A 24,216-nucleotide genomic window follows, 5' to 3' on the forward strand; every position below is an offset into this window, starting at 1 on the left:
TCAGGCGGCCGGCACCGGCTCGAGCTGCCCGCTCAGGAACTGGGCCAGCTGCCGCACGGTCGGGTGGTCGTGGGTGAGCGAGGCCGGCAGGGGCAGCCGGAACGCCTGCTCCAGGGCGGCCTTGACCTGCTGGGCCATCAGCGAGTCCAGACCCAGGGAGACGAACTCGGTGTTCGGGTTCAGTTCGTCGCCCTCCTCCAGGTGCAGGACGGCGGCGACCTTCTCGCGGACGACCCCGGTCACGGCGGCGCTCCGCTCGGCCGGTGGGAGGGCGGCGAGCGCGGTGAGGTCGAGGCCGGTGTCGTCGTCGGAGGCGTTGCGGGCGAGCCGGTCGTAGAACAGGTCGCCGGTGACGCTGCCCGCGACGTAGCGGTCCCAGTCGAACTCGCCTACCACCCGCTGGGTGCGGGGGCGTCCCCAGAGCCTGGCCAGGGTGTCCAGGGCGCGGGTCGGGGAGAAGAAGCGCACGCCGCTGCGTTCGATCTCCTGGCTGAGGTGCTCCTCCAGGCGGGCCGACATGCCGACCCGTGCCCAGGCGCCCCAGTTCACCGACAGGCCGGGCACGCCCTGCCGGCCGCGCCACTCGGCGAGGGCGTCGAGGGCGGCGCTGGCCGCGGCGTAGTGGCCCTGAGTGGCGCCGCCGAGGACCGAGGCGATCGAGGAGTAGGTGACGAAGAAGTCCAGCTCCGGGAAGGAGGACCGGGCGGCCTCGTGCAGCAGCCAGCCGCCGTACGCCTTGGCCTCCAGCTGGGCGTCGATGGCCTCCCAGGTCAGCTCGGCGATGAGCTTCTTGTCGTAGGCGCCTGCGGCGTGCACGATCCCGCCCACCGGGTGCGGACCGGCCGCGAGGTGCCGCACCAGCCGCCGCACGTCCTCGGCGCGGCCGATGTCGGCCCGGACCAGGTCGAGTTCGGCGTGCTCGGCGAGGTCGGCGAGGACGGGGGCGGCCTCCTCGGTGGGCCGTCCGCTGCGGCTGACCAGCGTCAGGTGGCGGGCGCCGAGGGCGATCAGCTTCCGGGCGGTGACCAGGCCGAGGCCGCCCAGACCGCCGGTGACGAGGTAGGTGCGGTCCTCGCGCAGGGCGGCCGGGACCTCCTCGCCGGGTGCGGCGGGCTCCGTCTCGGGGGCGTCCGGGAGGGTCACCCAGGACTGTCCCGACGGGTCCGACAGGGCCGTCCGCAGCGCCTCGCCGGTCTCGTCGAGGCGGAAGTGCCGGGAGCCGTCGTCCTCTTCGGCGGACGGGGCGTGCACCACGGCCGCCGCGGGGACGGTGAGCGTGGAGCGGAACGTGCCGTCGTGGCGTACGAGGACGTCGTCGCCCGGCGCGAACCCGGTCCCCTCGGCTGCGGCGAGGACCGTGCCGGTGGCCGCGGTGCCGAGCAGCGGCGGGGGTTCCTCCTCCGCGCCGAGCAGTTCCTCGCGCTCCGCGCGGCCGGTGTCCAGGGCGGTGCGGGCGTCGCCGGCGGTCAGGCCGACCGACCGGACGCGGATCTGGACCTCGTCGGCCCCCGGGGGCACGTCCGTGGCGGCGACCAGCGCGAGGTCGGACAGGTCGCCCGAGTCGGGGGCGCGCAGTTCGAAGCCGCCGGACCAGGTGAGCGGGGCGTCGCCGGAGAGGAGCCGGCGGACGTAGCGGCGGCCCGGACGGTGGGCGACCTGGTACTCGCCGGGCGGTTCGGCGTGCCACTCCTCCAGCAGCGGGGTCAGGCCGCTGCCGGGGGCGACGTCGACCAGGGTGGCCCGGTACTGGGGGTACTCGGTGAGCAGCACCCGGCCGAAGCCCCAGAGCGTGGCGGCGGCCAGGTGCCCGCCGTCGCCGGCCGGGTCGCCGGGCAGCCACTGTGCCCCCTCGGTCACCAGCCACAGGCGGGGCGGCCGGGGGGTGCCCGTAGCGTCCAGCGCGGTGACCAGGGCGAGCAGTTCGCGGTAGTTCTCCTCGCACTCGGCGCGCAGCCGGTCGGCGGACATGGCCTGCGGGAGCTGCCGCCAGACGCGGCAGACGTCGGTGACGGTGGGGTCCTCCAGGGCTGCCTTGAGTTCGGTGAGGCCGGCGCCCCGGGTGACCTTCAGGCCGGGCCGTCCGGCGAGGTCGGCGGCGCGGGCGGGCGACGGGTCGAGCAGCACGACGTGCCGGGCGGGGGCGGTGGTCTGCGGTGCGGGCAGGGCGCGGCGCACCCATTCGGGGCGGTGCAGGAACCGGCGGCGGCCGGTGCTGCCCTCGGGGCGGGCCAGCCGGACGCCGAGCAGTTCGGCGACCGGGTCGCCGTTCTCCAGGAGCAGCACGTCGGCGGTGCGGCGGTCCTGGTCGCCGTGCACCCGGGCGAGGACGCGCAGCTCCTCCCCGCGAGGCTTGCGGAAGTGGCGGACCGAGGCGACGCCGCGGGGCACGAACACCGGGCCCTCGGGGTCGAGGACGACGCACGCCTGGACGGCGGCCTCCACGAGCTCCGCCGGCACGTGTTCGACGGCGGAGGCGTTCCGGCCGGTCAGCTCTCCGGTGACCAGGCCGTCGGCGTGCCGGGCGGCGCGCAGCAGCAGCCGCATCCGGGGGCCGTGCGGGCGGCCGACGGAGGCGAGGTCGGTGTAGATGTCCTCGTCGTCGATCTGCGTTCCGGCGGGGGCGAGGCCCGCGTCCAGTTCGGCCAGTTCGGAGACGGGGACCACCGGTTCGGGGTCGGCGGCGATCACCGCGGTGGCGTGCACGTCCTCCTCCCCGCCGACGACCGTGAACACCGCCACCTCGGCGCCCCCGCCCGGCAGCGGCCGCCAGCGGGTGGTCAGGGCGGTCCTGGTCTCGGCGGGAACGTCGAGCGGCGCGAGCAGCCGGAGGTCGCGCACGGCGGACCGGGCGTGGCCCCGGACCGCGTCCTGGACCGCGAACAGCAGGTCGACGTAGGCGCCGGCGGGCAGGGTGGTGCGTCCGCCGTCGGCCAGGTCGGCGAGCGGGCCGAGGTCCTCGGCGGTGAACTCAGCGGTGAATTCCCGTACCCCCGAGGCGAAGCGCTCCTCGGTGCCGAGCAGCGGGTGGCGGGCGGTGCCGCCCGCGGCGGCGCGGCGGGGTCCGGCGGCCGGCAGCCAGTAGCGCTTGCGCTGGAAGGCGTAGGTGGGCAGGTCCGCCTTGGCCGGTACGGCGTGCCCGGCGTGGTAGCCGGGCCAGGAGACGGTGAGTCCGGCGGCGTAGTACTCGGCGAGTGCCGTCAGGGTGGTGGTGGCCGTCCGGTCGCGGCGGCGCAGGCTGGCCAGCCACAGGTGGTCGTCGGCGGCGACGCCGCGCCGGGCGAGCGCGGTCAGCGCGGCCTGCGGGCCTATCTCGATCATGGCGTGCCGGCCGCGCCGGACCACCGCGCGGATGCCGTCCAGGAAACGCACGGGTTCGCCGATGTGCCGCACCCAGTAGTCGGGGGTGGCGATGTCGCGGTACCGGGCGAGCCGCCCGGTCACGTTGGAGATCAGGCTGATGGCCGGCTCGTGGAACTCGATGCCGTCGAGTGCGGCGCGGAAGTCGTCGTAGACCTCGGCCATCTGCGGGGAGTGGAAGGCGTGCGAGACCGTGAGCCGGTCGACGCGCACACCGCGCTCCTTGAGGAGGCCGCAGACCTCCTCCAGGGCGGGGAGGGCGCCGGAGACGACGCACTGGTCGGGGGCGTTGACCGCGGCCAGGGCGAGGTCGGGGCGGCTCTCCAGGAGCGGCTCGACGTCCTCGGCGGGGGCGGCAACCGCGGCCATGCCGCCCTCGGCGCGCACCGCCTGCATCAGCCGGGCCCGCGCGGCGACCAGCCGCACGGCGTCGGGGAGGCTGAACAGGCCGGCGACCGCGGCGGCGACGACCTCGCCGATGCTGTGCCCGAGGAGCACGTTGGGGCGCACGCCCCAGGCCATCCACTGCCGGGCGAGGGCGTACTCGAGGGTGAACAGGGCGGGCTGGGTGTACTCGGTGCGATCGATCGCCCCGGGGTCTTCGGCGGTGCCGAGCAGCAGGTCGCGCACGGAGCGGTCCAGGTGCTCCGCGAACAGCCGGTCGCACGCGTCGACATGGGACCGGAACTCCGGAAGGGCCTCGTAGAGGGCGGCGCCCATGCCGGCGTACTGGGAGCCCTGGCCGGTGAACATGAAGGCTGTCTTGCGGATGCCGCTGGGGCCCTCGTGGTCCTGGCCGGCCGCCCGCTCCAGGAGCCGGGCCAGGGCGGCGCGGTCGGCGACCGGGGCGGCGACGCGGTAGGGGTGGTGGGTGCGGGCGACGTTGGCGGTGTGGCAGAGGGCGTCGAGGGGGAGGTCGGGCCGCTCGTCGAGCAGCCGCCGGTGGTTCGCGGCCTGCTCGCGCAGGGCCGCGGAGCTCTTGGCGGAGAGGGTGAACAGCGGGGCGGCGGGCGTGCCGGAGGAACGCGGCGCGGGGCTCGCCTGCGGTGCCTGTTCCAGGACCACCGCGCCGATGGTGCCGGCGAAGCCGAAGCTGTTCACGACCGCGCGGCGCACCTCGGCCCGCCATGGCTCGCAGGCGGTCGGCACGCGCAGCGGGTAGAGGTCCCAGGGGATGCGCCCGGACGGAGTGGTGAGGTTCAGGTGCGGGTAGATGGTGCCGGAGCGCAGCTGCAGCACCGTCTTGATGACACCGACGATGCCGGAGGCCGGCTCCATGTGGCCCAGGTTGGTCTTCACCGACGCGGTGAGCACGGGGTTGTCGGCGGTGTGCGACTCGGCGAACACGTCGCCGATGGCGCCGAACTCGATCGGGTCGCCGAGCGGGGTGCCGGTTCCGTGCGCCTCCACGTACTGGATGTCCTCGGGGGCGAGGCGGGCCGTGGCCAGCGCGGCGCGGATCACCTTCTCCTGCGCGGGACCGTTGGGCACGGTCAGTCCGGCGCTGTCGCCGTCCTGGCCGACGGCGGTGCCGCGCACCAGGGCGAGCACCCGGTCGCCGTCACGCTCGGCGTCGGAGAGCAGCTTGAGGACCAGGACGCCGCAGCCCTCGGCGCGCGCGTAGCCGTCGGCCGACTCGTCGAAGGTCTTGCACTGCCCGTCCGGGGCGAGCATCTGCGCGTTGGAGAACATCACCGGGATGCGCGGGTGATGCAGGGCGTTGACGCCGCCGCACAGCGCGATGTCGGTCTCGCCGGAGCGCAGGGCCTGCACCGCCAGGTGCAGGGCGACCAGGGAGGACGAGCAGGCGGTGTCGACGCTCATGCTGGGTCCGCGCCACCCCAGGAAGTACGACAGCCGGCCCGACAGCGGGAACATCGTGATGCCGGAGGCCAGGTGGCCGTCCATCTCCTCGTACGGCAGGGACTCCAGCTCCAGCGCGTAGTCGATGGAACTGGCGCCGACGTAGACGCCGCCGTTGCCGCGGCGCAGCGGTGCCGGGTCGATGTTGGCGTGCTCCAGGGCCTGCCAGGCGGTCTCCAGCAGCAGGCGCTGCTGGGGGTCCATGTACCGCGCCTCCTTCGGGGAGATGTTGAAGAAGGCGGCGTCGAAGAGGTCCACGCGGTCGAGGAAGCCCCCCGCGGTGGTGTGGATCTTCCCCTTGTCCTCGGGGGTCTCGGGGGTGAACGCGGCCACGTCCCACCGGTCCTGCGGGATCGGGCCGATCCCGCTGCGCCCCTCCCGCAGGAAGGCGTCGAACTCGTCTGGCGAGGTGCTGCCGCCGGGGAATCGCAGACCGATTCCGACGATCGCGACCGGCTCGGGCGGCTGCTGGGATTCCGCACGCGGCATGGAGGGACTCCTTAGCTTTCCTGAGAGGAACTGTCCTGGACGGCCTGGGTCAGGTGGTCCACGAGATGGGCGACCGTCGGCTCGTTGAAGAGCACGTTGACGTTGATGGAGAGATCAAGGAGCCGCTCCAGGCTCTGGCGTATCTCGGTCAGCCGCAGTGAGGTGAGTCCGAGATCGAAATAGCTGATGTCGAGCGGGAGGTCCTCGGATTCGTCCATGAGGAGAACCGCCCTGAATTTCTTCAGGACGATCGACTCGATTTCTTCGGCGAGTTCGGCGCGCGGCAGATCACGCAGGCGCTGAACAGTGCTGTCGACGGGTGGCATGCGGTCATGCAAGCAGCGCAGGCTGACGCCCCACTGACGGACGGCGGGGCCGGCTTGGCTGAATCAGCCCCCTGTCAGCGCCGGGTCAGATTCCGCTGCCACGCTCGCACTGCTTCGAAAAATCCGCTCGCCAAAGGTGAAAGGCTGAAGATGCTTCGCGAAGCCGCGCAGGAGGAGAGTGCCGAGGCACCTTCCGATATCAAGAGCTACGACCTCTACATCGCGGGCAAGGACGTCGCGGGTGACGGGTGGGTGTACACCGTCAGCGGCCGGTCCCTGCTGGAAGACGTGTTCACCAGCGTGAGCCTGAAGCGCGCCCTGGAGCAGGACCCGGAATCGGAGGCGGCCAGGCACCCGTACGTCGTCGGGCGCTGCGCGGTCGCGGACGACGCGTCCATCGACCTGGCCACGCAGGCCGCGGCCGCCGCCGCACCCGACTGGGCGGCCGTGCCGCTGGAGCGGCGGATGCGGCTGGGCACCCGGTTCCGCGAGGAACTCATCAAGCACCAGGACGAGTTCCTGCGCATGCTGGTCGCCGAATCCCACCCGGTCAAGCTGGCCCGCTGGGAACTGAGCTGCCTGCTGCAGATCTACTCCCCGGGCTCCCTGCGCTGGTACACCAAGCAGATGCGGGTGGAGAAGGAGTACGCCGGCCGCACGCTGGTGCTGCACCGCCAGCCCGACGGTGTGGTGGCCTTCAACCCGCCGCAGAACGCACCCCTGCCGAGCGCCGCCCTGTGCGTGCTGGCGCTGATGGCCGGTAACGCGGTGGTGGTGCGGGCGCCGCGCAGCATCGCGCTGAGCACCATGTGGCTGCTGCGGGACGTGGTGGCGCCGCTGCTGGAGGAGATGGACGCGCCGGCCGGGGTGCTCAACGCGGTGTGCAGCAACCCCAAGCAGACCATGGACCGCTGGATCGCGGACCCGCTGATCAACGACATCTTCTACATCGGCGGCAGCCAGGAGGGCCTGCGCTTCGAGCAGCAGTGCGTGGCGCACGGCAAGAAGCCGATCCTCGAACTGGCGGGCAACGACGGCATCGTGGTGTGGAAGGACGCCGACGTCAAGTGGGCGGCCGAGGCCATCACCGAGGCCTTCTACGGCTCCGGCCAGATCTGCATGGTGCCCAACTACGTGCTGGTGCACCCGGACGTCGCGGACAGCCTGATCGCCGAGGTGAAGGAGCAGGTCAAGGGCATCCGGCCGGGCCTGCCCGAGGAGGAGGACGTGCTGCTGTCGCCGGTGCGGCGCAGCGAGCGGTTCTTCCGGCTGCTGCGGCAGGCGCTGGACAACGGCGCCGAGCTGGTCACCGGCGGCCACCGCACCGAACTGGACGGCACGCCCTCGGAGACGGGGGTCTTCCTCCAGCCGACGGTGGTGCGCGTGGACGGCCTGGACCGGGCGCGCACCTACGACGTGGTGCGCGAGGAGACGTTCTTCCCGCTGGTGCCGATCGTGGTCCCCGAGCGGGAGGACGACGACGCCCTCCTGGAGGCGTTCCTGCGCTTCGTCAACAGCAACGACTACGGGCTGCGCAACTCCCTGTGGTCGCGTTCCGATCACGTCATCGAGACCTTCGTGCGGCGGGTCGTCAACGGCGGCCTGCTGAAGGTCAACGACTCCCACATCGGCTTCCTGCCCTACCTGCCCAGCCACGGCGGCACCGGCCGCACCGGCGGCGCCTTCGGCGAGGCCAACTACCCGATGCTCAAGACCTCCCACGTGCAGGGCGTCAGCATCGCCCACGGCGTCAGCCCGTACGACGCCGTGTTCGGCGCCTGACCGCCCTCCGCCCCCGAACTCCGCCGTCTTTGCTGGAGGCTTCCGTTGCGTTCCCTCGACCTCGCCCGCTCCGTCTGCGAGCGCTTCCACCCCGGTCTGCTCAAGGAGCTGGACCAGATCCCGTACACCGACCGCGAACGGCCCGGCAGCCCGGTGATCGACCTGTTCCGCATCCACGGCGGGGTCGGTCTGCTGATCCCCGAGGAGTACGGCGGCCACGGCGCCGACGCGCTGGACGCGCTGCGGGTCCAGCTGGCCCTGGGCGCCGTGTCCCCGTCGCTGGTGGCGGCCGTGTCGATGCACCACTTCACCGTCGCGATGCTGTACTCGCTGGCCGTCAAGGCAGGCCGGCTGACCGACGAGCAGACGGCCCTGCTGCGCCGGATCGTGCCCGACCAGCAGGTGGTGGCGTCCGGCTGGGCCGAGGGCCGGACGGCGCAGAACATCCTCAAGCCGGCCGTGACCGCCCGCCCGGTGCGCGACGGGTTCCTGCTCACCGGCGCCAAGAAGCCGTGCAGCCTGTCCCGTTCGATGAGCCTGCTCACGGCGAGCGTCGCCATCCACGGCGACGACGGCGAGCCGGAGCTGGCGCTCGCCCTGGTGCCGGCCGACGCGCCCGGCCTGACCGTGCACCCGTACTGGGGTAACGACCTGCTGGCGGGCGCGGAGAGCGACGAGGTGCGGCTGGAGGACGTGTTCGTGCCGGCCGGCATGGTCGTGCGGGCCGGCGCCGACGACCCGCACCGCCTCGACGACCTCCAGTCGGCCGGGTTCGTCTGGTTCGAGATGCTGATCTCCGCCGGGTACGCGGGCGGTGCGCTGGCGCTGGTGGAGCAGGTGCTGGAGCGCGAGCGCGGCAGCGTGGCGGAGCGGGCCTCCCTCGCCGTGGACATGGAGACCGCGGTCGCGCTGCTGGAGGGCGTCGCGCGGGCGACCGGCCCGGAGCCCGGTGACGAGGAGTCGGTGGCCCGCGTACTGGTGGCCCGGTACGCCGTGCAGAACGCCCTGCCCGACATCGCCTCCCGCGCCCTGGAGCTGCTGGGCGGCCTGGACTTCATCCGCGGCTCCGGTCCGGCACAGGCCGCGGCGGCGCTGCGGGCCCTCGCCTTCCACCCGCCGTCGCGCACCGCCGCCGCCGAGCCGCTGCTGCGCTGGTTCGACGGCGGCCAGCTCGTCCTCGCCTAGGGCCGCGGCCGGGACGGTTCGCCGGCCGGTGAGAACCCGGTCACGGCACCACTGCCGCGGCCGGACAGGACCCCGGCCGCGGCACGGGCCCGGTCCTGTCCGCACGACCCCACGACCTCTTGGAGTGAGCCACACGTGACCGTCGTCCAGGAATCCCCGGCGGCTTCGTCCGCCGACGCCGAGGCAGAGGTCCTCGGCCTGTACCGCGCGCATCTGAGCAAGGGCCGGGCCACGCTCGCCGAGCTGTTCGGCAGCCACATGGAAGTGGCGTCCGAGGGCGCCTGGCTCACCACCAGCGACGGTGAGCGCTTCCTCAACGCCGGCGGCTACGGCGTGTTCGTGATGGGCGCCCGCCACCCGATCGTGATGGAGGAGGTGGAGCGCCAGCTGCGCACCCACCCCACCGCGACCCGCATCCTGCTGGAGCCCACCGTGGCCCGCGCGGCCGAGGCACTGGTCTCGGTGCTGCCGTCCGGTCTGGACCGGGTGCACTTCGCGCTCTCGGGGGCGGAGGCGGTGGAGACCGGCCTGAAGCTGGCCCGCGCGGGCGGTTTCAAGCGCACGGTCTCCATGCGCGGCGGCTACCACGGCAAGACCCTCGGCGCACTGTCGGCCACCGCCAAGGAGGTCTACCAGCGGCCGTTCCGCCCGCTGGTGCCCGACTTCCTGCACCTGCCCTTCGGTGACGCCGACGCCCTGGAGGCCGAACTCGCCGCCCACCCGGGCGAGGTGTGCGTCATCCTCGAACCGGTCCAGGGCGAGGGCGGTGTGATCATCCCGCCGAAGGGCTACCTCAAGCGCGTCGAGGAGCTGGTGCGCGAGTACGACGGCTTCCTGATCCTCGACGAGGTGCAGTCCGGCTTCGGCCGGCTCGGCGAGTGGTGGGGCGCCGACATCGAGGGCGTCGTCCCGGACGTCCTGCTCGCCGGCAAGGCGCTCGGCGGCGGGGTGATGCCGGTCTCGGCGGCCGTCGCCACCCGCAAGGCCTTCCGTCCCTTCGACAAGGACCCCTACGTCCACACCGCCACGTTCTCCGGCCAGCCGGTGCTGATGGCCGCGGTCCAGGGCGCCATCCGGGCCGTGAAGGAGGAGCGCCTGGTCACCAGGGCGCTGGACCTCGGCGCCCGGCTGCTGCCGGCGATCACCGAGATCGCGCGCCGCAACATCCCCGACCTCGTGGTGGACGTGCGCGGCCGGGGCCTGCTGATCGGCGTCGAGCTCGTCGAGGCCGGGCTCGCCGGCGAGCTGCTGATCGAACTGTTCAACCACGGCGTGGTCGCCAACCATTCGATGAACGGCAGCTCGGTGGTGCGGTTCACCCCGCCCGCCGTGCTCGGCGACACCGACGTGGACTTCCTCCTCAACTCCTTCGACCTGGCCACCCGCGACCTCGTACGGGGCGCGGCCAAGATGCCGGAAGGCGGTAACTGATCGTGAGGCACGTCGAACTCGATGCCCTGATACCCGGGGAGCAGGCCGAGACGGTCCTGCACGCCGTACGGCGCTGGGAGCGGTACCCGGACCTGGCGCCCCACGTCAACGCGACCACGGTGCACGCCGCCTACCCCGACCCCGCCGCCTCCTCCAGCTGGGAGCTGCACTTCCGCAGCGGCCTGCTGCGCTGGACCGAGGACGACACGGTGCTGCCGGAGCAGGGCGAGATCCGCTTCGAGCAGTCCGACGGGGATTTCGACTCCTTCTCCGGGACCTGGTCGGTGACGCAGGACGGCGACGACGTCGCGGTCCGCTTCGACGCCGACTTCGACTTCGGCATCCCGAGTCTGGAGGGCATCCTCGACCCGATCGCCGAGCGGGTCATCAAGGAGACCGTGGCCTGGGCGCTGACCGGTCTGTTCCCCGCCGTGCGCATCAGCGGCGGCATCGAACTCACCCCGCCCGCCGCGGTCGGCGCCTAGCGCATCAGGGAGCTGCTGACCATGGACCAGGCAAACCCGTTCGAGACACCGCGCACGTACTCGCTGCACCGCGCCGAGTACCTGGTGGGCTTCGCCGTCACCACCGGCCTGATGATCGCCCACTTCGACGAGATCCGCTGGCTGCCGGCGATCGCCCTCTTCCTCTACATCGACCTGATCGGCTACATCCCGGGCGCGATCGCGTTCCGGCGCAGTGGCGGGCGGCCGATCCACAAGGCGTACTACGTCCTGTACAACGTGATGCACAGCCTCATCACCCAGGCCGCCGTGGCCGCGCTGTGGTGCTGGCTGGTGAAGCCGGAGTGGGCGCTGCTGGTGCTGCCCTTCCACCTCTTCGGCGACCGCGGGCTGTTCGGCAACTTCATGAAGTCCTTCGCGCTGCCCTTCGAGCCGGTCCGCCAGCCCGGCTACCTGCGGCTCCTGGACGACCTGGGCCTGCCGCACCCCAAGCCGGTCGGGCATGTGACGGACCCGGTGCCGGTCGGGCACGTCCCGGTCCGCAAGCCCGTGCTGGCACCGCGGGCGGACGCCGCCGCGGCGCAGGAGACCCCGGCGCAGGCCGCCGTGGCCGGAGAGTCCGCGGCCAGGCAAGCGGAGGCGCTGCGATGAGCACCGCGACCGTGACCGGCCCGCGCACGCGCCGGCCCGTCCGCCAGGACCCGGCCGAACGGCGCCGGGCGCTCTACCACCTGGCGTCCCCGGTGTCGGTGCTGACCACCGGCCCGGAGAGCCGGATGCACGGCACCACCGCGAGCACGGTCACCCTGGTCTCGCGCGAGCCGTTGCTCGTCGGCGTCGTGCTGCGGGCCGGGTCGTCCTTCGCGCGGCGGGCCGCCGCCGAGGGCCGGTTCGCGATCAACGTGCTGGGCGGTGACCAGGCGGAGGTGGCCCGCCGGTTCGCCGACAGCGGGCGCCCCGACGGCAGCGCCCAGTTCGCGGGCCTGGCCTGGACGGCGGATCCGTACGCGCAGGCCCCGCTCATCGCGGGCGCGCTCGCCCACTACACCTGCCGCTTCCACTCCGCCCACGCCGCGGGCGACAGCGAGCTGCTGCTCGGCCACGTCGTGCGCGCCAGGGCGGACGAAGGGCTCCCCCTGCTCAGTTACGCCGGCCGCCTGCACGCCGGCACCCTGCACCCGGCGAAGGAGGCCGCCGCGTCATGACGCAGTCCAAGGTACTCGTGGCCCCCGAGGCCGACTGGGACAAGGCGCCCGGTCTGCTGGACGGGGCGAAGGAACTCACCCTCGGTCCCGAGGAGTGCAACCTCGCCTACTGGATCACCTCGGTTGCCCAGGGCACGCTGCGCGATCGCGGCGTGACCGGCCACCACGACGACGCGGTCGTCCCGGACTTCCTGAAGGAGCCGGGCCCGCTGCGCGAGGCGCTGGTGCTGGAGTTCGGTCTGCGCGGGCTGTCCGAGGAGCTGGCCACCCGGCTGCTCGGCCACTACGTGTCGATCGCGCCCGGCATCCCCGAGATGGAGTTCTACGCCACTCAGCTGCTCGACGAGGCACGGCACGCCCGGGTGTTCCGCAACCACCTGGTGGAGCTGGGCATCCCGGCCGACACGCTTCTGAAGAGCATCGACGAGATGGCCCGGGACTACCGCGCCCGGGTGCTGGACCCGGTGGTCGACTTCACCCTCGACATCGTCCGGGACCAGGCCGACTTCCCCGGTGGTGTCGCCGTCTTCGCCATCGTCATCGAGGGCGTGCTGGCGCCGGCCGCCGAGCTGAGCGAACGCAAGTGGACTCCCCTGTCCCCGGCCACCGGCGAGATCTCCCGCGGCACCGCGATCGACGAGATCCGCCATCTGACGGTGGCCAGCACCATCCTGCGCGACCACGTGGCAGCGCACCCCGAGTACCGTCCGCGCCTGCTGGAGATCCTGCGGGCCGGCGTGCGGCTGTGGGACGAGATCCCCGACCGGGAGTTCGTGATCCACCGCGAGGAGCTGTTCCAGGAGGGCATGCTCCGGCACGCCGACCGGATCGGCGACTACGAGATCTGGCCCGGCGTGCGGATGCTCGACACCACTCCCGAGCAGCGCTACGACATGGCCGAGCGGTGGACCGACGAGATGGCCGAGGCCCGGATGGCCTACATGGGCCTGCCCCTGGAGATCCTCAGCAGTCCGGGGCCGGGCGCGTGAGCACCCGACGGGCCGCCGTGATCTGCGGGATCGGGTCGTACGTCCCGCCCGACGTGGTCACCAACGAGGATCTGGCCCGGCGCCTGGACACCTCGGACGACTGGATCCGCTCGCGCACCGGGATCGCCCGGCGCTGTGTGGTCGCCCCGGGCACGGCGACCAGCGACCTGGCGGTCGAGGCGGGCCTGCGGGCGCTGAAGTCGGCGGGAGACGGGCGCGCGGGCGCGGTGGTGCTGGCCACCACCACCCCGGACCAGCCGTGCCCGGCCACCGCCCCGCAGGTCGCGGCGCGGCTCGGACTGGGCGAGGTGCCCGCCTTCGACGTGGCCGCCGTCTGCTCCGGCTTCCTGTACGGCCTGGCCAGCTCGGCGGGCCTGATCGCCGCCGGGGTGACGGACCGGGTGCTGCTGATCGCCGCGGACGCGTTCACGACGATCATCAACCCCGAGGACCGCACCACGGCGGTGATCTTCGCGGACGGCGCGGGCGCGGTGCTGCTGCGGGCCGGCTCCCCCGGGGAGCCGGGCGCGGTGGGCCCGCTCGTGCTGGGCAGCGACGGCGGGCTGAGCCATCTGATCGAGGTGCCGGCCGGAGGGTCGCGGCAGCGGTCGTCCGGCCGGGAGCCCGCACCGGAGGACCGTTTCTTCCGGATGGTGGGCCGCGACACCTACCGGCACGCGGTGGAGCGGATGACCGCCACCTCCACCGAGGCGGCCGAGCGGGCCGGCTGGCGGCCGTGCGACGTCGACCGGTTCGCCGCGCACCAGGCCAACGCCCGCATCCTGGAGGCGGTCTCGGAGCGGCTCGGCATCCCCGGCGAACGGCGGCTGAGCAACATCGAACAGGTCGGCAACACCGGCGCCGCCTCACTGCCGCTGCTGCTGGCCGAGAGCGCGGCGGACGGACGGCTCACCGCCGGGCACCGGCTGCTGCTGACCGCGTTCGGCGGCGGGCTGTCCTGGGGCGCGACCACGCTGGTCTGGCCCGAGGTGCAGGCCCTCTGACGTCCCGTCACAAGCGGGGCCCGGGCCGGCCCCTCCAACAAGCGCTGTCCGACACAGCGGAGAACGGGCGCTTGCGCCTTCGAGAGAACTGTCGAAAGGAACCGACATGCTGGAGCAGCTCAAGGAAATCCTGTCCAACAAGCTCAAGGTGTCGCCCGAGGCCATCACCCCGGAGGCCACCCGGGAGGACATCGAGCTGGACTCGCTGGCCGTGGTGGAGCTGTCGCTGCTGCTGAAGTCCGAGCTCGGCCTGGACGTCAGCGACGACGACCTGCTGGAGGCGGAAACCGTGGCCGACATGGTCCGGCTGATGGAGGAGCGGAGTGCGAAGGTCTGATGGCGGGCATGGACATCGCCGTCACCGGGCTCGGCCTGGTCACCCCGGGTGGTATCGGGGTCGGGCCGAGCTGGGCGGCGGTCTGCGACGGCAGGCCGGCCGCCGCCCTCGATCCGCTGCTGACGGATAACCCCGTACGTATCTCCTGCCGGGTGCCCGGCTTCGACCCCGAGCGCCTGCTGAGCGCGCGGCGGGCCCACCGCCTGGACCGGTTCGTCCAGTTCGCGCTGGTCGCCGCGCACGAGGCGGTGGCCGACGCGGGCCTCGATCCGCAGACGTGGGACGGGGCGCGGGTGGGTGTGGTGCTGGGCTGCGCGGACGGCGGCCCGGGCACCGTCGAGGAACAGCACCACGTGCTGCGCGAGCAGGGCGCCGACCGGGTCTCGCCGCTGCTGCTGCCCATGCAGCTGCCGAACATGCTGGCCGGGCAGACTGCCATCGAGTTCGGGGCGACCGGGCCCAACCTGGTGGTGGCCACCGCCTGCGCCTCGGGCGCGACCGCCATCGGCACGGCCCGGGACCTGCTCGCTCTCGGCCGCTGCGACATCGTCCTCGCGGGCGGCAGCGAGGCCATGGTCACCCCCCTGGTCATGGCCGGCTTCGCCCAGATGGGGGCGCTGTCGAAACGGCACGACGACCCGGCCTCCGCGTCCCGGCCGTTCGACGCCGACCGGGACGGCTTCGTCGCCGGGGAGGGCGCCGGCATCCTCGTCATGGAACGGGTGGCGGACGCCCGCGCCCGCGGCGCCCATGTGCACGGCCGGATCATCGGCTACGGCGCCACCGCCGACGCCCACCACATGACGTCGCCGCACCCCGACGGCGCGGGCATCGAGGCCGCCGTCCGCGCCGCGCTCGCCGACGCGGGCGCGGACCCGGACGACGTCCAGCACGTCAACGCCCACGGCACGTCGACACCGCTGAACGACCTGGCGGAAGCCCGCATGATCGGCCGGACACTGCGCGGGGACCCGCTGGTCACGTCCACGAAGGGAGTCACCGGACATCTGCTCGGCGCGGCCGGGGCGGTCGAGGCCGCCTTCACCGTGCTGAGCGTCGAGCACGAACTCGTGCCCCCCACCGCCAACCTCGTCATGCCCGACTCCAGGATCGACATCAAACTCGCCCAGACCGCCACCTACATGCCCATCGATCTCGCCCTGAGCAACTCCCTGGGCTTCGGCGGCCAGAACACGGCCCTGGCCATCGCCCCGGCCTGAACGGCCCGGACACGTAACGGCAGCCGCCCGCGGAGCACCTCCGCCGGGCGGCTGTTCCCGTGCGGCGCCCGGCCGCACGGCGCCCACCCCGCCCCACGTCAGGAGTCCACCGTGCACGATCCCCAAGAACTGCTGAAGGACGGGCCGCAGGCCGTACGGCGGCTGGCCCGCCGCCGCCACGACTTCGATCCGGCCGCGCTGGCCGACGCCCTGCGCGAGCGCAACGGCGCGCAGGCGGAGGTGACCCGGCTGCGCACCGAGCTGAACCGCACGTCCAGGGCCCGCCGCTCCGGCCCGCCGACCGAGGAGGAGAAGGCGTCCGCCCGGGCGCTGCGGACCGAGGTGCAGCGGGCCGAGGCCGCCGCCCGCACGGCCGCAGCGCGCCTGACCGAACTGCTGCTCTCCGTCCCCAACATCCCCCTGGACGCGGTCCCGGACGGCGACTCGGAGAAGGAGGCCGTGGAGATACGCCGGGGCGGTCCCGCTCCTCGTCCGGCGGACGGCGCCCGCCACCACGCCGACATCGGGGAGTCCCTCGGCATCCTCGACGGTCCGGCCGCGGCCCGGCTGTCCGGTGCCCGCTTCGCCGTCGCCCGCGGGGCCGGGGCACGACTGGAGCGGGCCCTGCGCGACTTCCTCCTCGACCTGCACACCCGCGAGCACGGCTACACCGAGCAGTCGGTGCCGTTTCTGGTCGACCGCGACACCATGACCGGGACCGGGCAGCTGCCCAAGTTCGAGGACGACCTGTTCCGCACCCAGGTCGGTGAGCGGGAGTTGTTCCTGATCCCCACCGCCGAGGTCCCGCTGACCAACCTGGTGGCCGGCCGGCTCCTGGACTCCCGCTCGCTGCCGCTGGCCTTCACCGCCTGCACGCCGTGCTTCCGGGCGGAGGCCGGGGCGTACGGCCGGGACACCCGCGGCATCCTGCGGCTGCACCAGTTCGAGAAGGTGGAGCTGGTGCGCGTCTGCGCCCCCGAGGACGCCCCGGCGCAGCTCGAACTCATGGTGAACCACGCCGAGGAGTGCCTGAAGCGCCTGGAACTGGCGCACCGCGTGGTGCTGCTGCCGGCCGGCGACCTCGGGTTCTCCGCCCGGATGACGTTCGACGTCGAGGTGTGGCTGCCGGGCAGCGGCTCCTACCGGGAGATCTCCTCGGTCTCCGACTGCGGCACCTTCCAGGCGCGTCGCGCGGACATCCGCGTCAAGCGGCCCGACGGGAGCAGGACGCCTGCGGTCACGCTGAACGGCTCGGCGCTGCCGATCGGCCGCACGGTCGCCGCGCTGCTGGAGCAGGGCGTGCGGGAGGACGGCTCGGTGGTGCTGCCCGAGGCCCTCGTCCCGTACACCGGCTTCCGCCGGATCCTGCCGGGCGGGGACACCGCGTAGGCACCGGCGGGCGCCACCGCGAAGGGGCGGGAGCCGGGTCCGCGACCCGCTCCCGCCCCTTTCGCCGCGCCCGGCCCCGGGGCTCAGGCGCCCATCATGTGCACCCCTCCGTCGACGTGCACGATCTCCCCCGTGGTACGCGGGAAGAAGTCCGACAGGAGGGCGACGACCCCGCGGGCCGCCGGGTCCGGGTCGGTGGGGTCCCAGCCCGCCGGGGCCCGGTGCTCCCAGACCCCGGCGAGGTCGGCGAACCCGGGGATGGACTTGGCCGCCATGGAGCGCAGCGGTCCCGCCGCGACGAGGTTGCAGCGGACGCCGCGACCGCCCAGGTCCCGGGCGAGGTAGCGGCTGGTCGACTCCAGGGCGGCCTTGGCGACGCCCATCCAGTCGTAGCGCGGCCAGGCGACCGCGGCGTCGAAGGTCAGCCCGACCACCGAGCCGCCGCGCCGCTCCATCAGCGGCAGGCAGGCCGTGGTCAGCGACTTCAGCGAGTACGCCGACACGTGCACGGCGGTCGACACGTCGTTCCAGTCGCCGTCCAGGAAGGAGAAGGCGCCCCGCGGCCCGTAGGCGATGGAGTGCACCAGTCCGTCCAGGGTGTCGGTGTGTTCGCGGATCCGGTCGCCGAGGCCGTCCAGTTGCCGCTGGTCGGTGACGTCGAGTTCGAGCACCGGGGCCGGCTTCGGCAGCCGCCCGGCGACGCGCTCGATCAGGGAGAGGCGCCCGAAGCCGGTGAGGACGACCTCGGCACCCTCCTCCTGGGCGATGCGGGCCGTGTGGAAGGCGATGGACGCGTCCGTGACGACCCCGGTCACCAGGATCCGCTTGCCGGCGAGGAGTCCGCTCATGTCCGGTTCACCGCCTCGGGCAGGGCCCGCACCAGCGGGGAGTCGTGGCCGAGGGCGCCGAGTGCGGCGGCGCCGCCGGGCGAGCCGATGGCGGTGAAGAAGTCGGCGTTGGAGGCGGTGTGGTCGCCCCACTCGGCGGGCACGTCGTCCTCGAAGCGGATCGCCTCGACCGGGCACACGGGTTCGCAGGCGCCGCAGTCGACGCACTCGTCGGGGTGGATGTACAGGGCCCGGCGGCCCTCGTAGATGCAGTCCACGGGGCACTCGTCGACGCAGGAGCGGTCCTTGACGTCGACGCAGGGCAGCGCGATGACGTAGGCCATCGTCAGCTCCTCTTCGTCACAGGGGTGGTCGGGGGGCCGGGGACGCCGTCGACCGGAGCCCCGGTGGTGCGCTCGCCCAGCAGCAGAACGGTCGCCGCCAGGGCCGCCATCGCCGCGGCGATGACTCCGAACAGGGCACCGGGGCCGTGCGAGTCCAGGACCGGCAGCAGGACGAACGGCAGTGCGGCAGCGCTGAGTTTGGACAGCGAGTAGGCGGCGCCGGACGCGGTGGCGCGGATCGCGGTCGGATACTGCTCGGAGAGGTACACGTGCGAGACGCTGGAGAAGACGTTGCTGCAGAGGGTGTAGACGAAGCCGAACGCCACGATGAGCGCGGGGGATCCGGCGTAGGCGAAGCCGAGGCCGGCCACCATCATCGCCGCCGCGGAGGCCGCGACCAGCGTCCGGCGCTCGAACCGGTCGACGATCGGCAGGGCCAGCGCGGAACCGACCGGGTAGCCCAGGAAGGACAGCGCGGTGAAGCCGATGCCCGCGACGATGCCGTAGCCCTTGGCCGCGACGATCTGGGGGGCCAGCGTGCCGAAACCGTAGTAGCCGACCACGGACAGCACGCAGAAGATCCACAGCACCACCGTGCGGCGCCGCATGCCGCGGCCGAACACGTCGCGCACACGGTGGCGCACCGCGGCCGGCTCCACCGGTCCGGCGGTGTCCGCGGCCACCGGGCGAACCGTCGCGGGACGGTCCGGGTAGGCCTGCTTCTCCATCTCGGCCACCAGCAGCTCGGCCTCCTCGGTGCGGCCCTGGGCGGCCAGCCACCTCGGCGACTCGATCAGCCGGCGGCGCAGCACCCACACCACGGCGGAGCCCAGCGACCCGATCACGAACAGCCAGCGCCAGCCGTCGATGCCCAGCGGGGACAGGGGCACCAGCCACAGCGCTGCGAAGCCGACGGCGGGCACTCCGCAGAAGGCGACGGTGTAGGCCCAGGCGATGTACCGGCCGCGCCGCTTGGCGGGCAGCACGTCGGCCAGGTAGCAGTCGGACAGCACCTGTTCGGCACCGATGCCGATGCCGGCCATGAAGCGGGTGACGATCAGCCAGACGGCGTTCGGCGAGAAGGCGCCCAGCAGGGAGAAGCCCGAGTAGAGGGCGAGGTTGATCAGGAAGGCCCGGCGCCGGCCGAACCGGTCGGCGATCCGGCCGAGCACCAGCGAGCCGATGAACTGGCCGATGAACACCGAGGCCAGGACGAGTTTGAGCTCGGTCGCCCCGAAGGCGAAGTCGCTCTGGAGCACCTTGGCGATGGTGCCCGAGAGGTTGTTCTCGAACGTGTCGAAGAGCAGGCCGATGCCGACGACCATGGTGAGTCTTCGGTGCATCGGGGTGATCGGCATGCGGTCCAGGCGGACCCCGATCGCGGCGGGAGCGGTGACATCGCCCGCCACCGTGGTGGTCTGGGACATGGGGAGGCTCTCCTTGGACTCCTGGTTCTCAGGGACTCCGGTGAGGGAACCGCCCGGGCCGACGGCGGGCCCGGGCGTGCGGCCCGGGGGCCGGGGCTGTGGACGCGTGTGGGGGGTGCGGGGGCCGTGCGGGACCGGAGCGTGGGGGGTCCCGGACCGGCGGCGACCGAGGGGCGCGGGTCGGGTCAGGCCGCCTGGGCTGCCCGGCGCCTGATCTCCTCCTCCACGGTCCCGGCCCGGACCGGCTCACTGACCTCGTGCAGGTAGGAGGCGACCTCCCGGTAGGACGCCCAGAAGCCGACCTCGTGGTACGGCACCCCGCGCTCGGCGCAGTAGGCGCGGGTCAGTTCCCGGGCGCGCGGCAGGTGCTTCTGCGGCATGGCCGGGAACAGATGGTGCTCGACCTGGTAGTTGAGGCCGCCGTAGAGGAAGTCGACCACCGGGTTCGGGCGGATGTTGCGGGAGGTGAGGACCTGGCGCTCCAGCCAGTCCAGGGTCTCCTCCTCGCCGTCGCGGACGTCCATGCCCTTGTGGTTCGGGGCGAAGATCATGCCGAAGTAGACGCCCAGGGCGGCGTGCTGCACGAGGATGAACGCGACGGCGAGGACCGGCGAGAGCACCGTGAAGACCAGCGCGCAGTAGACCGCGGCGCGCAGCACGAGCAGGAACGACTCCAGCACGGGCCGCTTGGTCTTGCCCTGCGCGATGGACACCACGGCCGTCCGGAGCATCTTGAAGCCCTCCAGGACGAGCAGCACGAAGAACAGCACGCTCTGGTGGCGCACGACGAACTTCTGCGTGCCCCGCCGGCTGGGGTACTGCTTGACGTCGAAGATGACGGTGCGCCGACCGATGTCCGGGTCCTTGTCCAGGTGGTTGGGGTTGCTGTGGTGCCGGTTGTGGTGGTTGACCCACCAGCCGTAGCTGACCCCGTTGACGAGGTTGGCGTGGATGTAGCCGACGGCGGAGGCGGCCTTCTTGCTGCGGAACATGGCCTTGTGTCCGGCGTCGTGCCACATGAACGCCGACTGGCCGCCGCACAGCCCCATCCACAGGGCCGTCAGCAGCTGCCACCAGGAGTCGCCCAGGGCGAAGAACGCGGCGAATCCGATCAGCAGCAAGGTGGTGTTGAGCGCGAGACGGCCCACGTAGTAGCGCGGGTCGAGGTCGAGGAGACCTTCCGCCTTGACGCGTTTGAGGAGCTCGGCGAACGTCGCCGAGGCGCCGGTGCGCGGGCCGGCCGCGGAGGCGGCTGCTGCCCCGGCTTCTTGTGTGTGCGGACGCTGCATGCGTTGCTCTCCTTGGGAGAAGTGCCCGGTTCGGGCGGCGGCGCCGCTGCCCCGCGGACCTGCGGGCGCCGCGAGTCGACAGTGCTCCCGCGGGCGGTCGGGAACGCGCGGGCGTGCCCGCCCGGCGGTCCGGGGACGCCGGAGCACAGTGCGGTACTCCGCCGGGGGACCACCGGACGAACACGTGTCCAGCGTGCTGCGCCGCGCTGATGTGCCACTGATGCCGGTCTGATCGGCGGCGGCCGTCAGGCGGCGGACTCGGCGCGAAGACGTTCGTCGAGCGCCAGGACGGCGGCGTCCGCGTCGCGCGCCACGTCCTCGTCGTCGGGCGCGCCGATGACGGCCATCAGCCGCTCGACCACGGTGTGCTGGAGGACTTCGGTGCTGGTGTCGGGTTCGTTGTCGCTCATCGCTGGTTCTCCTGTTCTGTAAGACGGGTGGTGCGTGAAGGTGGCGCGTGAGGGCGGTGCGGGGAGGGTGACCCGGGTCGTCAGAAGGCCTTGCAGGCACGGAAGACGTGGGCGAAGGACGCCAGCGAGGCCTGCGGGCCGTCGAAGGCGACGTACTCCGGGATGACCACGCCCGGAGCCCACTTCTGCTTGTACGACAGCTGGGTCTGCGCGGGGTACAGCGCGGCCCCCTCGGCCCACAGGGCGTGCATCAGCCACTGGAACGCCGGGCTGTGGCCGTCGATCTCGTGGCCGGCGTCGAGGCCGGTGAACGGAGTGAAGCCGAAGTGCAGCCACTCGACGCCCTCCGAACGGAACACCTCGATGGCGGTCGCGTTGATGGCCTCCATCAGTCCCGGGGAGCCGTCCGGGACGCGCCGGCTCAGGTCGTGCATCCAGCCGGCCCGGCCGCCGTACACCGGCGAGTAGGAGATGTACGCCACGGGGCTGCCGTCGATGGTGCCGGTGAACAGCCGGCGGTGTGCCTGGGCCGGGCCGCCGATCTGGCCGACCAGGAACTCCAGTTGCTGGGCGCCGCCCTTGGAGCCGAGCCAGGCCCGGTCGATGGCGGCGATCGCGTCCTGCCAGTCGTCGGCGGGGACCTCCTGGACGACCAGGCCGTTGCGGCGGGCCCGGGAGATCTTGTTGCGCAGCTGCATGAAGCGGGTGCCGCGCAGTGTGAAGTCCGGCAGGCCGACGGCCCAGGAGGCGCCGACCTGGTTGACGGTGAAACCGTTGCGGGCGTAGTGCTCGGCGTCGGCACGCTGGAGCTGGATGCCGACCAGGGTGCGGCCCTCGTCGCGGACGTGCCGGCGGAAGGCCTCCAGGAGAGGGCCGTAGTCGTCGGGGGCGGCGAAGGGGCCGCCGAACTGGACGGCGAACCGGCCCGTGCGGCGGTACACGACGACGCCGTCGGCACCGGGCAGGGTGAAGACGTCATTTCCGCTGTTGAGGGCCAGGAACGCGCTGGGATTCTCGCTTGACGTATGGGTGCGTATCGCCTCGAGAACCGGGTTGTCCATGGCGGTCACAGTCATTGTTTTCCCCTTTCGGGAGCGTTTTCCGTCGTCCCGAGTAGAGCATCGAGGACAGGCGTGGGAAAAGACCGGACGGGAATTATCAGATCGCGTCAGAGAAACGTCAGCACATTGTCAGACCTCCCTGCCACTGTTGTTCTCGTGAACGGCACGGGAGACCGGAAGCCGGGAACGAGGAGAGGTGCCCGGAGCGGCTCATCGGGGACCGGAGAGCAATTCTCACGGTCGGGCCCACAAGCCCACGCAGGTTCGAATCCTGCCCTCTCCGCGAAAAAGGCCACGCACCACCGGCCACACCAAGGAGAGGTGCCCGGAGCGGCTCAACGGGGACCAGAGAACAATTCTCACGGTCGGGCCCACAAGCCCACGCAGGTTCGAATCCTGCCCTCTCCGCGAAAAAAGGCCACGCACCACCGGCCACACAAGGAGAGGTGCCCGGAGCGGCTCAACGGGGACCAGAGAGCAATTCTCACGGTCGGGCCCACAAGCCCACGCAGGTTCGAATCCTGCCCTCTCCGCTCGTCGTACACACTCCGGCACCCGGCTTCCGGCGCGGCCCCGCCCCACCCGGCCGCGCGGCCCCGGTGCCGCACGCACCGTCGGTGACCCCCTCGCCGGCGGACACACGCGCCCCGGCGCACCGCCCGACACCAGGCGGTGCGCCGGGGCGCAGACACGTCCGCATCCACCACCACCCCTTCCGCTTAACCTCTACTGTCCGGCAACCCCGCAGGTCAGAACCCTTGTCGGCCTCACTCGGACTCGTTCAGCAGAAAAATACCTTCCCAAAGGAATTATTCTGTGCCACGATGAGGTCGGGAGGAAACCCCGGGACGGAAGCCGGCCGGGAGACCGCCACGCGGCCTCGGCCGCAGAGACGGACCGCCGCGACCGGGCCCCCGACCACTCTCTGCCGCACTGATCGCCAAGGGGGAAACATGCTGAGGTTCTCGATCCTCGGGGCACTGCAGATCCGCACCGCGTCGGGGCCGGCCGAGATCTCCGGCGATCTGCAACGGACCCTGGTCCAGACGCTGCTGGTCAGCGAGGGCCAATCGGTCTCCGGTGAGGCGCTGGTCGAGGAGATGTGGGGCGAGGGCGCCCCGGACAACCAGGCCAACGCCCTGCAGGCCCACGTCAGCCGGCTGCGCCGTAAGCTGCGCGGCCTGGAGCCCGACCGCACCACCTCGCGCGTCACCATCCACCCCTCCGGCTACCGCCTGACGGTCAACGAGGGGGAGCTGGATGCCGCCGAGTTCGTCAGGACGGTCCGCCAGGCCGAGACCCTCGGCTCCGGCTCACCGGAGGAGGCGGCGCGGTTACTGAGGCAGGCCCTTGCCATGTGGCGGGGGCCGGTCTTCGGCGGCTTCACCGGCGGGACCTTGTGCCAGCTCGCCGGCGCCCGCTACGAGGAGTACCGCATGCGGGCCATGGAGCTCCGCTTCGACGCCGAACTGCGGCTCGGCCGGCACGCCGCCGTCCTGGCCGAACTCGCCGAGACCCACACGAGCCACCCGCTCAGGGAACGCTTCTGCGAGCAGCTGATGATCGCCCTCTACTGCGCGGGCCGCCAGGCCGACGCCCTGGACGTGTTCCGCCGTATGCGCCGCCACCTCGCCGACGAACTCGGCATCGAGCCCTCCCCCGCGCTGCGGCAGGTCGAGAGCGCCATCCTGTCGCACGACCCGGCCCTGTCCGGTGACCTGCGCGCTCCCCTCCTCCAACTCACCTGACGCCACCGGTCCCGACGCCGCGTAAGCGGCACGTCAGCCGCTGGTCAGCACTGCCTGGAACGATCCGGA

At 72.6% G+C, this 24,216-nt stretch carries 20 protein-coding genes and 3 pseudogenes; 15 read left to right on the forward strand and 8 right to left on the reverse strand.

The features are described from left to right. Together ACFZDI_RS31470 and ACFZDI_RS31475 are read right to left on the reverse strand one after the other, a co-directional pair. Positions 1 to 5,709 carry an SDR family NAD(P)-dependent oxidoreductase gene (locus ACFZDI_RS31470; protein WP_391255196.1) on the reverse strand — a complete coding sequence of 1,903 codons (5,709 nt, stop codon included), beginning with the start codon at positions 5,707 to 5,709 and terminating at the stop codon, positions 1 to 3. Between the two features lie 11 nt (positions 5,710 to 5,720). Beyond that, entirely contained in the window at positions 5,721 to 6,035 is a 315-nt protein-coding gene (locus tag ACFZDI_RS31475; RefSeq protein ID WP_030234905.1) for an acyl carrier protein, read from the reverse strand. Between the two features lie 150 nt (positions 6,036 to 6,185). Between ACFZDI_RS31475 and ACFZDI_RS31480 the strand changes: the two genes are divergently transcribed. The 11 genes from ACFZDI_RS31480 (at position 6,186) to serS (ending at position 17,041) form a co-directional block, all read left to right on the forward strand. Then, the gene (locus ACFZDI_RS31480) at positions 6,186 to 7,817 is read left to right on the forward strand and encodes an aldehyde dehydrogenase (protein ID WP_234849127.1); all 1,632 of its coding nucleotides are present in this window, start codon (positions 6,186 to 6,188) and stop codon (positions 7,815 to 7,817) included. Positions 7,818 to 7,862: 45 nt separating this feature from the next. Then, a complete protein-coding gene (locus ACFZDI_RS31485) occupies positions 7,863 to 9,002 on the forward strand; it encodes an acyl-CoA dehydrogenase family protein (protein WP_234849128.1) in 1,140 nt (379 codons plus the stop codon). Between the two features lie 135 nt (positions 9,003 to 9,137). Continuing rightward, positions 9,138 to 10,433, forward strand: coding sequence for an aminotransferase class III-fold pyridoxal phosphate-dependent enzyme (locus tag ACFZDI_RS31490; RefSeq protein ID WP_391255201.1), 1,296 nt, complete (start codon positions 9,138 to 9,140; stop codon positions 10,431 to 10,433). A 2-nt stretch (positions 10,434 to 10,435) separates the two neighbouring features. Continuing rightward, complete coding sequence (locus ACFZDI_RS31495) at positions 10,436 to 10,918, forward strand: type II toxin-antitoxin system RatA family toxin (RefSeq protein WP_043378878.1); 483 nt, start codon at positions 10,436 to 10,438, stop codon at positions 10,916 to 10,918. A 21-nt stretch (positions 10,919 to 10,939) separates the two neighbouring features. Next, complete coding sequence (locus ACFZDI_RS31500) at positions 10,940 to 11,548, forward strand: hypothetical protein (RefSeq protein WP_391255203.1); 609 nt, start codon at positions 10,940 to 10,942, stop codon at positions 11,546 to 11,548. Continuing rightward, positions 11,545 to 12,102 (forward strand): flavin reductase family protein, encoded by a 558-nt coding sequence (locus tag ACFZDI_RS31505; protein ID WP_030234929.1) that lies wholly within the window; start codon positions 11,545 to 11,547, stop codon positions 12,100 to 12,102. The genes ACFZDI_RS31500 and ACFZDI_RS31505 overlap by 4 nt, the downstream gene beginning before the upstream one ends. Further along, on the forward strand, positions 12,099 to 13,091 hold the full coding sequence (locus ACFZDI_RS31510) for a VlmB-like protein (protein ID WP_234849131.1): 993 nt from the start codon (positions 12,099 to 12,101) through the stop codon (positions 13,089 to 13,091). The genes ACFZDI_RS31505 and ACFZDI_RS31510 overlap by 4 nt, the downstream gene beginning before the upstream one ends. Then, the gene (locus ACFZDI_RS31515; protein ID WP_234849132.1) at positions 13,088 to 14,095 is read left to right on the forward strand and encodes a beta-ketoacyl-ACP synthase III; all 1,008 of its coding nucleotides are present in this window, start codon (positions 13,088 to 13,090) and stop codon (positions 14,093 to 14,095) included. Before ACFZDI_RS31510 ends, ACFZDI_RS31515 begins: the two co-directional genes overlap by 4 nt. Positions 14,096 to 14,201: 106 nt before the next feature. Next, on the forward strand, positions 14,202 to 14,432 hold the full coding sequence (locus ACFZDI_RS31520; protein ID WP_018888444.1) for an acyl carrier protein: 231 nt from the start codon (positions 14,202 to 14,204) through the stop codon (positions 14,430 to 14,432). Then, positions 14,432 to 15,652: a beta-ketoacyl synthase gene (locus ACFZDI_RS31525; RefSeq protein WP_030234941.1), complete on the forward strand. Its 1,221-nt coding sequence runs from the start codon at positions 14,432 to 14,434 to the stop codon at positions 15,650 to 15,652. Before ACFZDI_RS31520 ends, ACFZDI_RS31525 begins: the two co-directional genes overlap by 1 nt. A gap of 111 nt (positions 15,653 to 15,763) precedes the next feature. After that, entirely contained in the window at positions 15,764 to 17,041 is a 1,278-nt protein-coding gene (serS, locus tag ACFZDI_RS31530) for a serine--tRNA ligase (protein WP_391255209.1), read from the forward strand. Between the two features lie 83 nt (positions 17,042 to 17,124). On the opposite strand, the gene fabI is transcribed toward serS, so the two are convergent. From fabI to ACFZDI_RS31560, 6 genes are all read right to left on the reverse strand, one after another. Continuing rightward, entirely contained in the window at positions 17,125 to 17,889 is a 765-nt protein-coding gene (fabI, locus tag ACFZDI_RS31535; protein WP_030234948.1) for an enoyl-ACP reductase FabI, read from the reverse strand. Further along, entirely contained in the window at positions 17,886 to 18,212 is a 327-nt protein-coding gene (gene fdxA / locus ACFZDI_RS31540; RefSeq protein WP_234849134.1) for a ferredoxin, read from the reverse strand. The genes fabI and fdxA overlap by 4 nt, the downstream gene beginning before the upstream one ends. 2 nt (positions 18,213 to 18,214) lie before the next feature. Then, a complete protein-coding gene (locus ACFZDI_RS31545) occupies positions 18,215 to 19,639 on the reverse strand; it encodes an MFS transporter (protein WP_234849137.1) in 1,425 nt (474 codons plus the stop codon). Between the two features lie 185 nt (positions 19,640 to 19,824). Beyond that, positions 19,825 to 20,928 (reverse strand): acyl-CoA desaturase, encoded by a 1,104-nt coding sequence (locus ACFZDI_RS31550; RefSeq protein ID WP_234846500.1) that lies wholly within the window; start codon positions 20,926 to 20,928, stop codon positions 19,825 to 19,827. 245 nt (positions 20,929 to 21,173) lie between these two features. Beyond that, positions 21,174 to 21,338: a hypothetical protein gene (locus ACFZDI_RS31555; protein ID WP_234846501.1), complete on the reverse strand. Its 165-nt coding sequence runs from the start codon at positions 21,336 to 21,338 to the stop codon at positions 21,174 to 21,176. Between the two features lie 80 nt (positions 21,339 to 21,418). After that, on the reverse strand, positions 21,419 to 22,414 hold the full coding sequence (locus tag ACFZDI_RS31560) for a phosphatidylglycerol lysyltransferase domain-containing protein (protein ID WP_391255215.1): 996 nt from the start codon (positions 22,412 to 22,414) through the stop codon (positions 21,419 to 21,421). A gap of 175 nt (positions 22,415 to 22,589) precedes the next feature. Between ACFZDI_RS31560 and ACFZDI_RS31565 the strand changes: the two are divergent. The 4 genes and pseudogenes from ACFZDI_RS31565 (at position 22,590) to ACFZDI_RS31580 (ending at position 24,147) form a co-directional block, all read left to right on the forward strand. Beyond that, a pseudogene (locus ACFZDI_RS31565) lies at positions 22,590 to 22,682 on the forward strand. A 32-nt stretch (positions 22,683 to 22,714) separates the two neighbouring features. Then, a pseudogene (locus tag ACFZDI_RS31570) lies at positions 22,715 to 22,807 on the forward strand. A gap of 32 nt (positions 22,808 to 22,839) precedes the next feature. Further along, a pseudogene (locus ACFZDI_RS31575) lies at positions 22,840 to 22,932 on the forward strand. Between the two features lie 420 nt (positions 22,933 to 23,352). Then, entirely contained in the window at positions 23,353 to 24,147 is a 795-nt protein-coding gene (locus ACFZDI_RS31580; RefSeq protein ID WP_234846503.1) for an AfsR/SARP family transcriptional regulator, read from the forward strand. Positions 24,148 to 24,216 lie beyond the last annotated feature (69 nt).

It is taken from the genome of Streptomyces sp. NPDC007907, from assembly GCF_042959365.1.
In the GTDB taxonomy this organism is placed as follows: Bacteria; Actinomycetota; Actinomycetes; order Streptomycetales; family Streptomycetaceae; genus Streptomyces; species Streptomyces indiaensis.

Excerpts from the sequence above, each read along its gene's own strand:
- fabI (WP_030234948.1), bottom strand. The coding sequence starts at position 17,889 with ATGAGCGGACTCCTCGCCGGCAAGCGGATCCTGGTGACCGGGGTCGTC.
- ACFZDI_RS31555 (WP_234846501.1), bottom strand. The coding sequence starts at position 21,338 with ATGAGCGACAACGAACCCGACACCAGCACCGAAGTCCTCCAGCACACC.
- ACFZDI_RS31510 (WP_234849131.1), top strand. The coding sequence starts at position 12,099 with ATGACGCAGTCCAAGGTACTCGTGGCCCCCGAGGCCGACTGGGACAAG.
- ACFZDI_RS31580 (WP_234846503.1), top strand. The coding sequence starts at position 23,353 with ATGCTGAGGTTCTCGATCCTCGGGGCACTGCAGATCCGCACCGCGTCG.
- ACFZDI_RS31550 (WP_234846500.1), bottom strand. The coding sequence starts at position 20,928 with ATGCAGCGTCCGCACACACAAGAAGCCGGGGCAGCAGCCGCCTCCGCG.
- ACFZDI_RS31525 (WP_030234941.1), top strand. The coding sequence starts at position 14,432 with ATGGCGGGCATGGACATCGCCGTCACCGGGCTCGGCCTGGTCACCCCG.
- ACFZDI_RS31520 (WP_018888444.1), top strand. The coding sequence starts at position 14,202 with ATGCTGGAGCAGCTCAAGGAAATCCTGTCCAACAAGCTCAAGGTGTCG.
- ACFZDI_RS31505 (WP_030234929.1), top strand. The coding sequence starts at position 11,545 with ATGAGCACCGCGACCGTGACCGGCCCGCGCACGCGCCGGCCCGTCCGC.
- ACFZDI_RS31500 (WP_391255203.1), top strand. The coding sequence starts at position 10,940 with ATGGACCAGGCAAACCCGTTCGAGACACCGCGCACGTACTCGCTGCAC.
- ACFZDI_RS31470 (WP_391255196.1), bottom strand. The coding sequence starts at position 5,709 with ATGCCGCGTGCGGAATCCCAGCAGCCGCCCGAGCCGGTCGCGATCGTC.
- ACFZDI_RS31475 (WP_030234905.1), bottom strand. The coding sequence starts at position 6,035 with ATGCCACCCGTCGACAGCACTGTTCAGCGCCTGCGTGATCTGCCGCGC.
- ACFZDI_RS31545 (WP_234849137.1), bottom strand. The coding sequence starts at position 19,639 with ATGTCCCAGACCACCACGGTGGCGGGCGATGTCACCGCTCCCGCCGCG.
- ACFZDI_RS31480 (WP_234849127.1), top strand. The coding sequence starts at position 6,186 with ATGCTTCGCGAAGCCGCGCAGGAGGAGAGTGCCGAGGCACCTTCCGAT.
- fdxA (WP_234849134.1), bottom strand. The coding sequence starts at position 18,212 with ATGGCCTACGTCATCGCGCTGCCCTGCGTCGACGTCAAGGACCGCTCC.
- ACFZDI_RS31560 (WP_391255215.1), bottom strand. The coding sequence starts at position 22,414 with ATGACTGTGACCGCCATGGACAACCCGGTTCTCGAGGCGATACGCACC.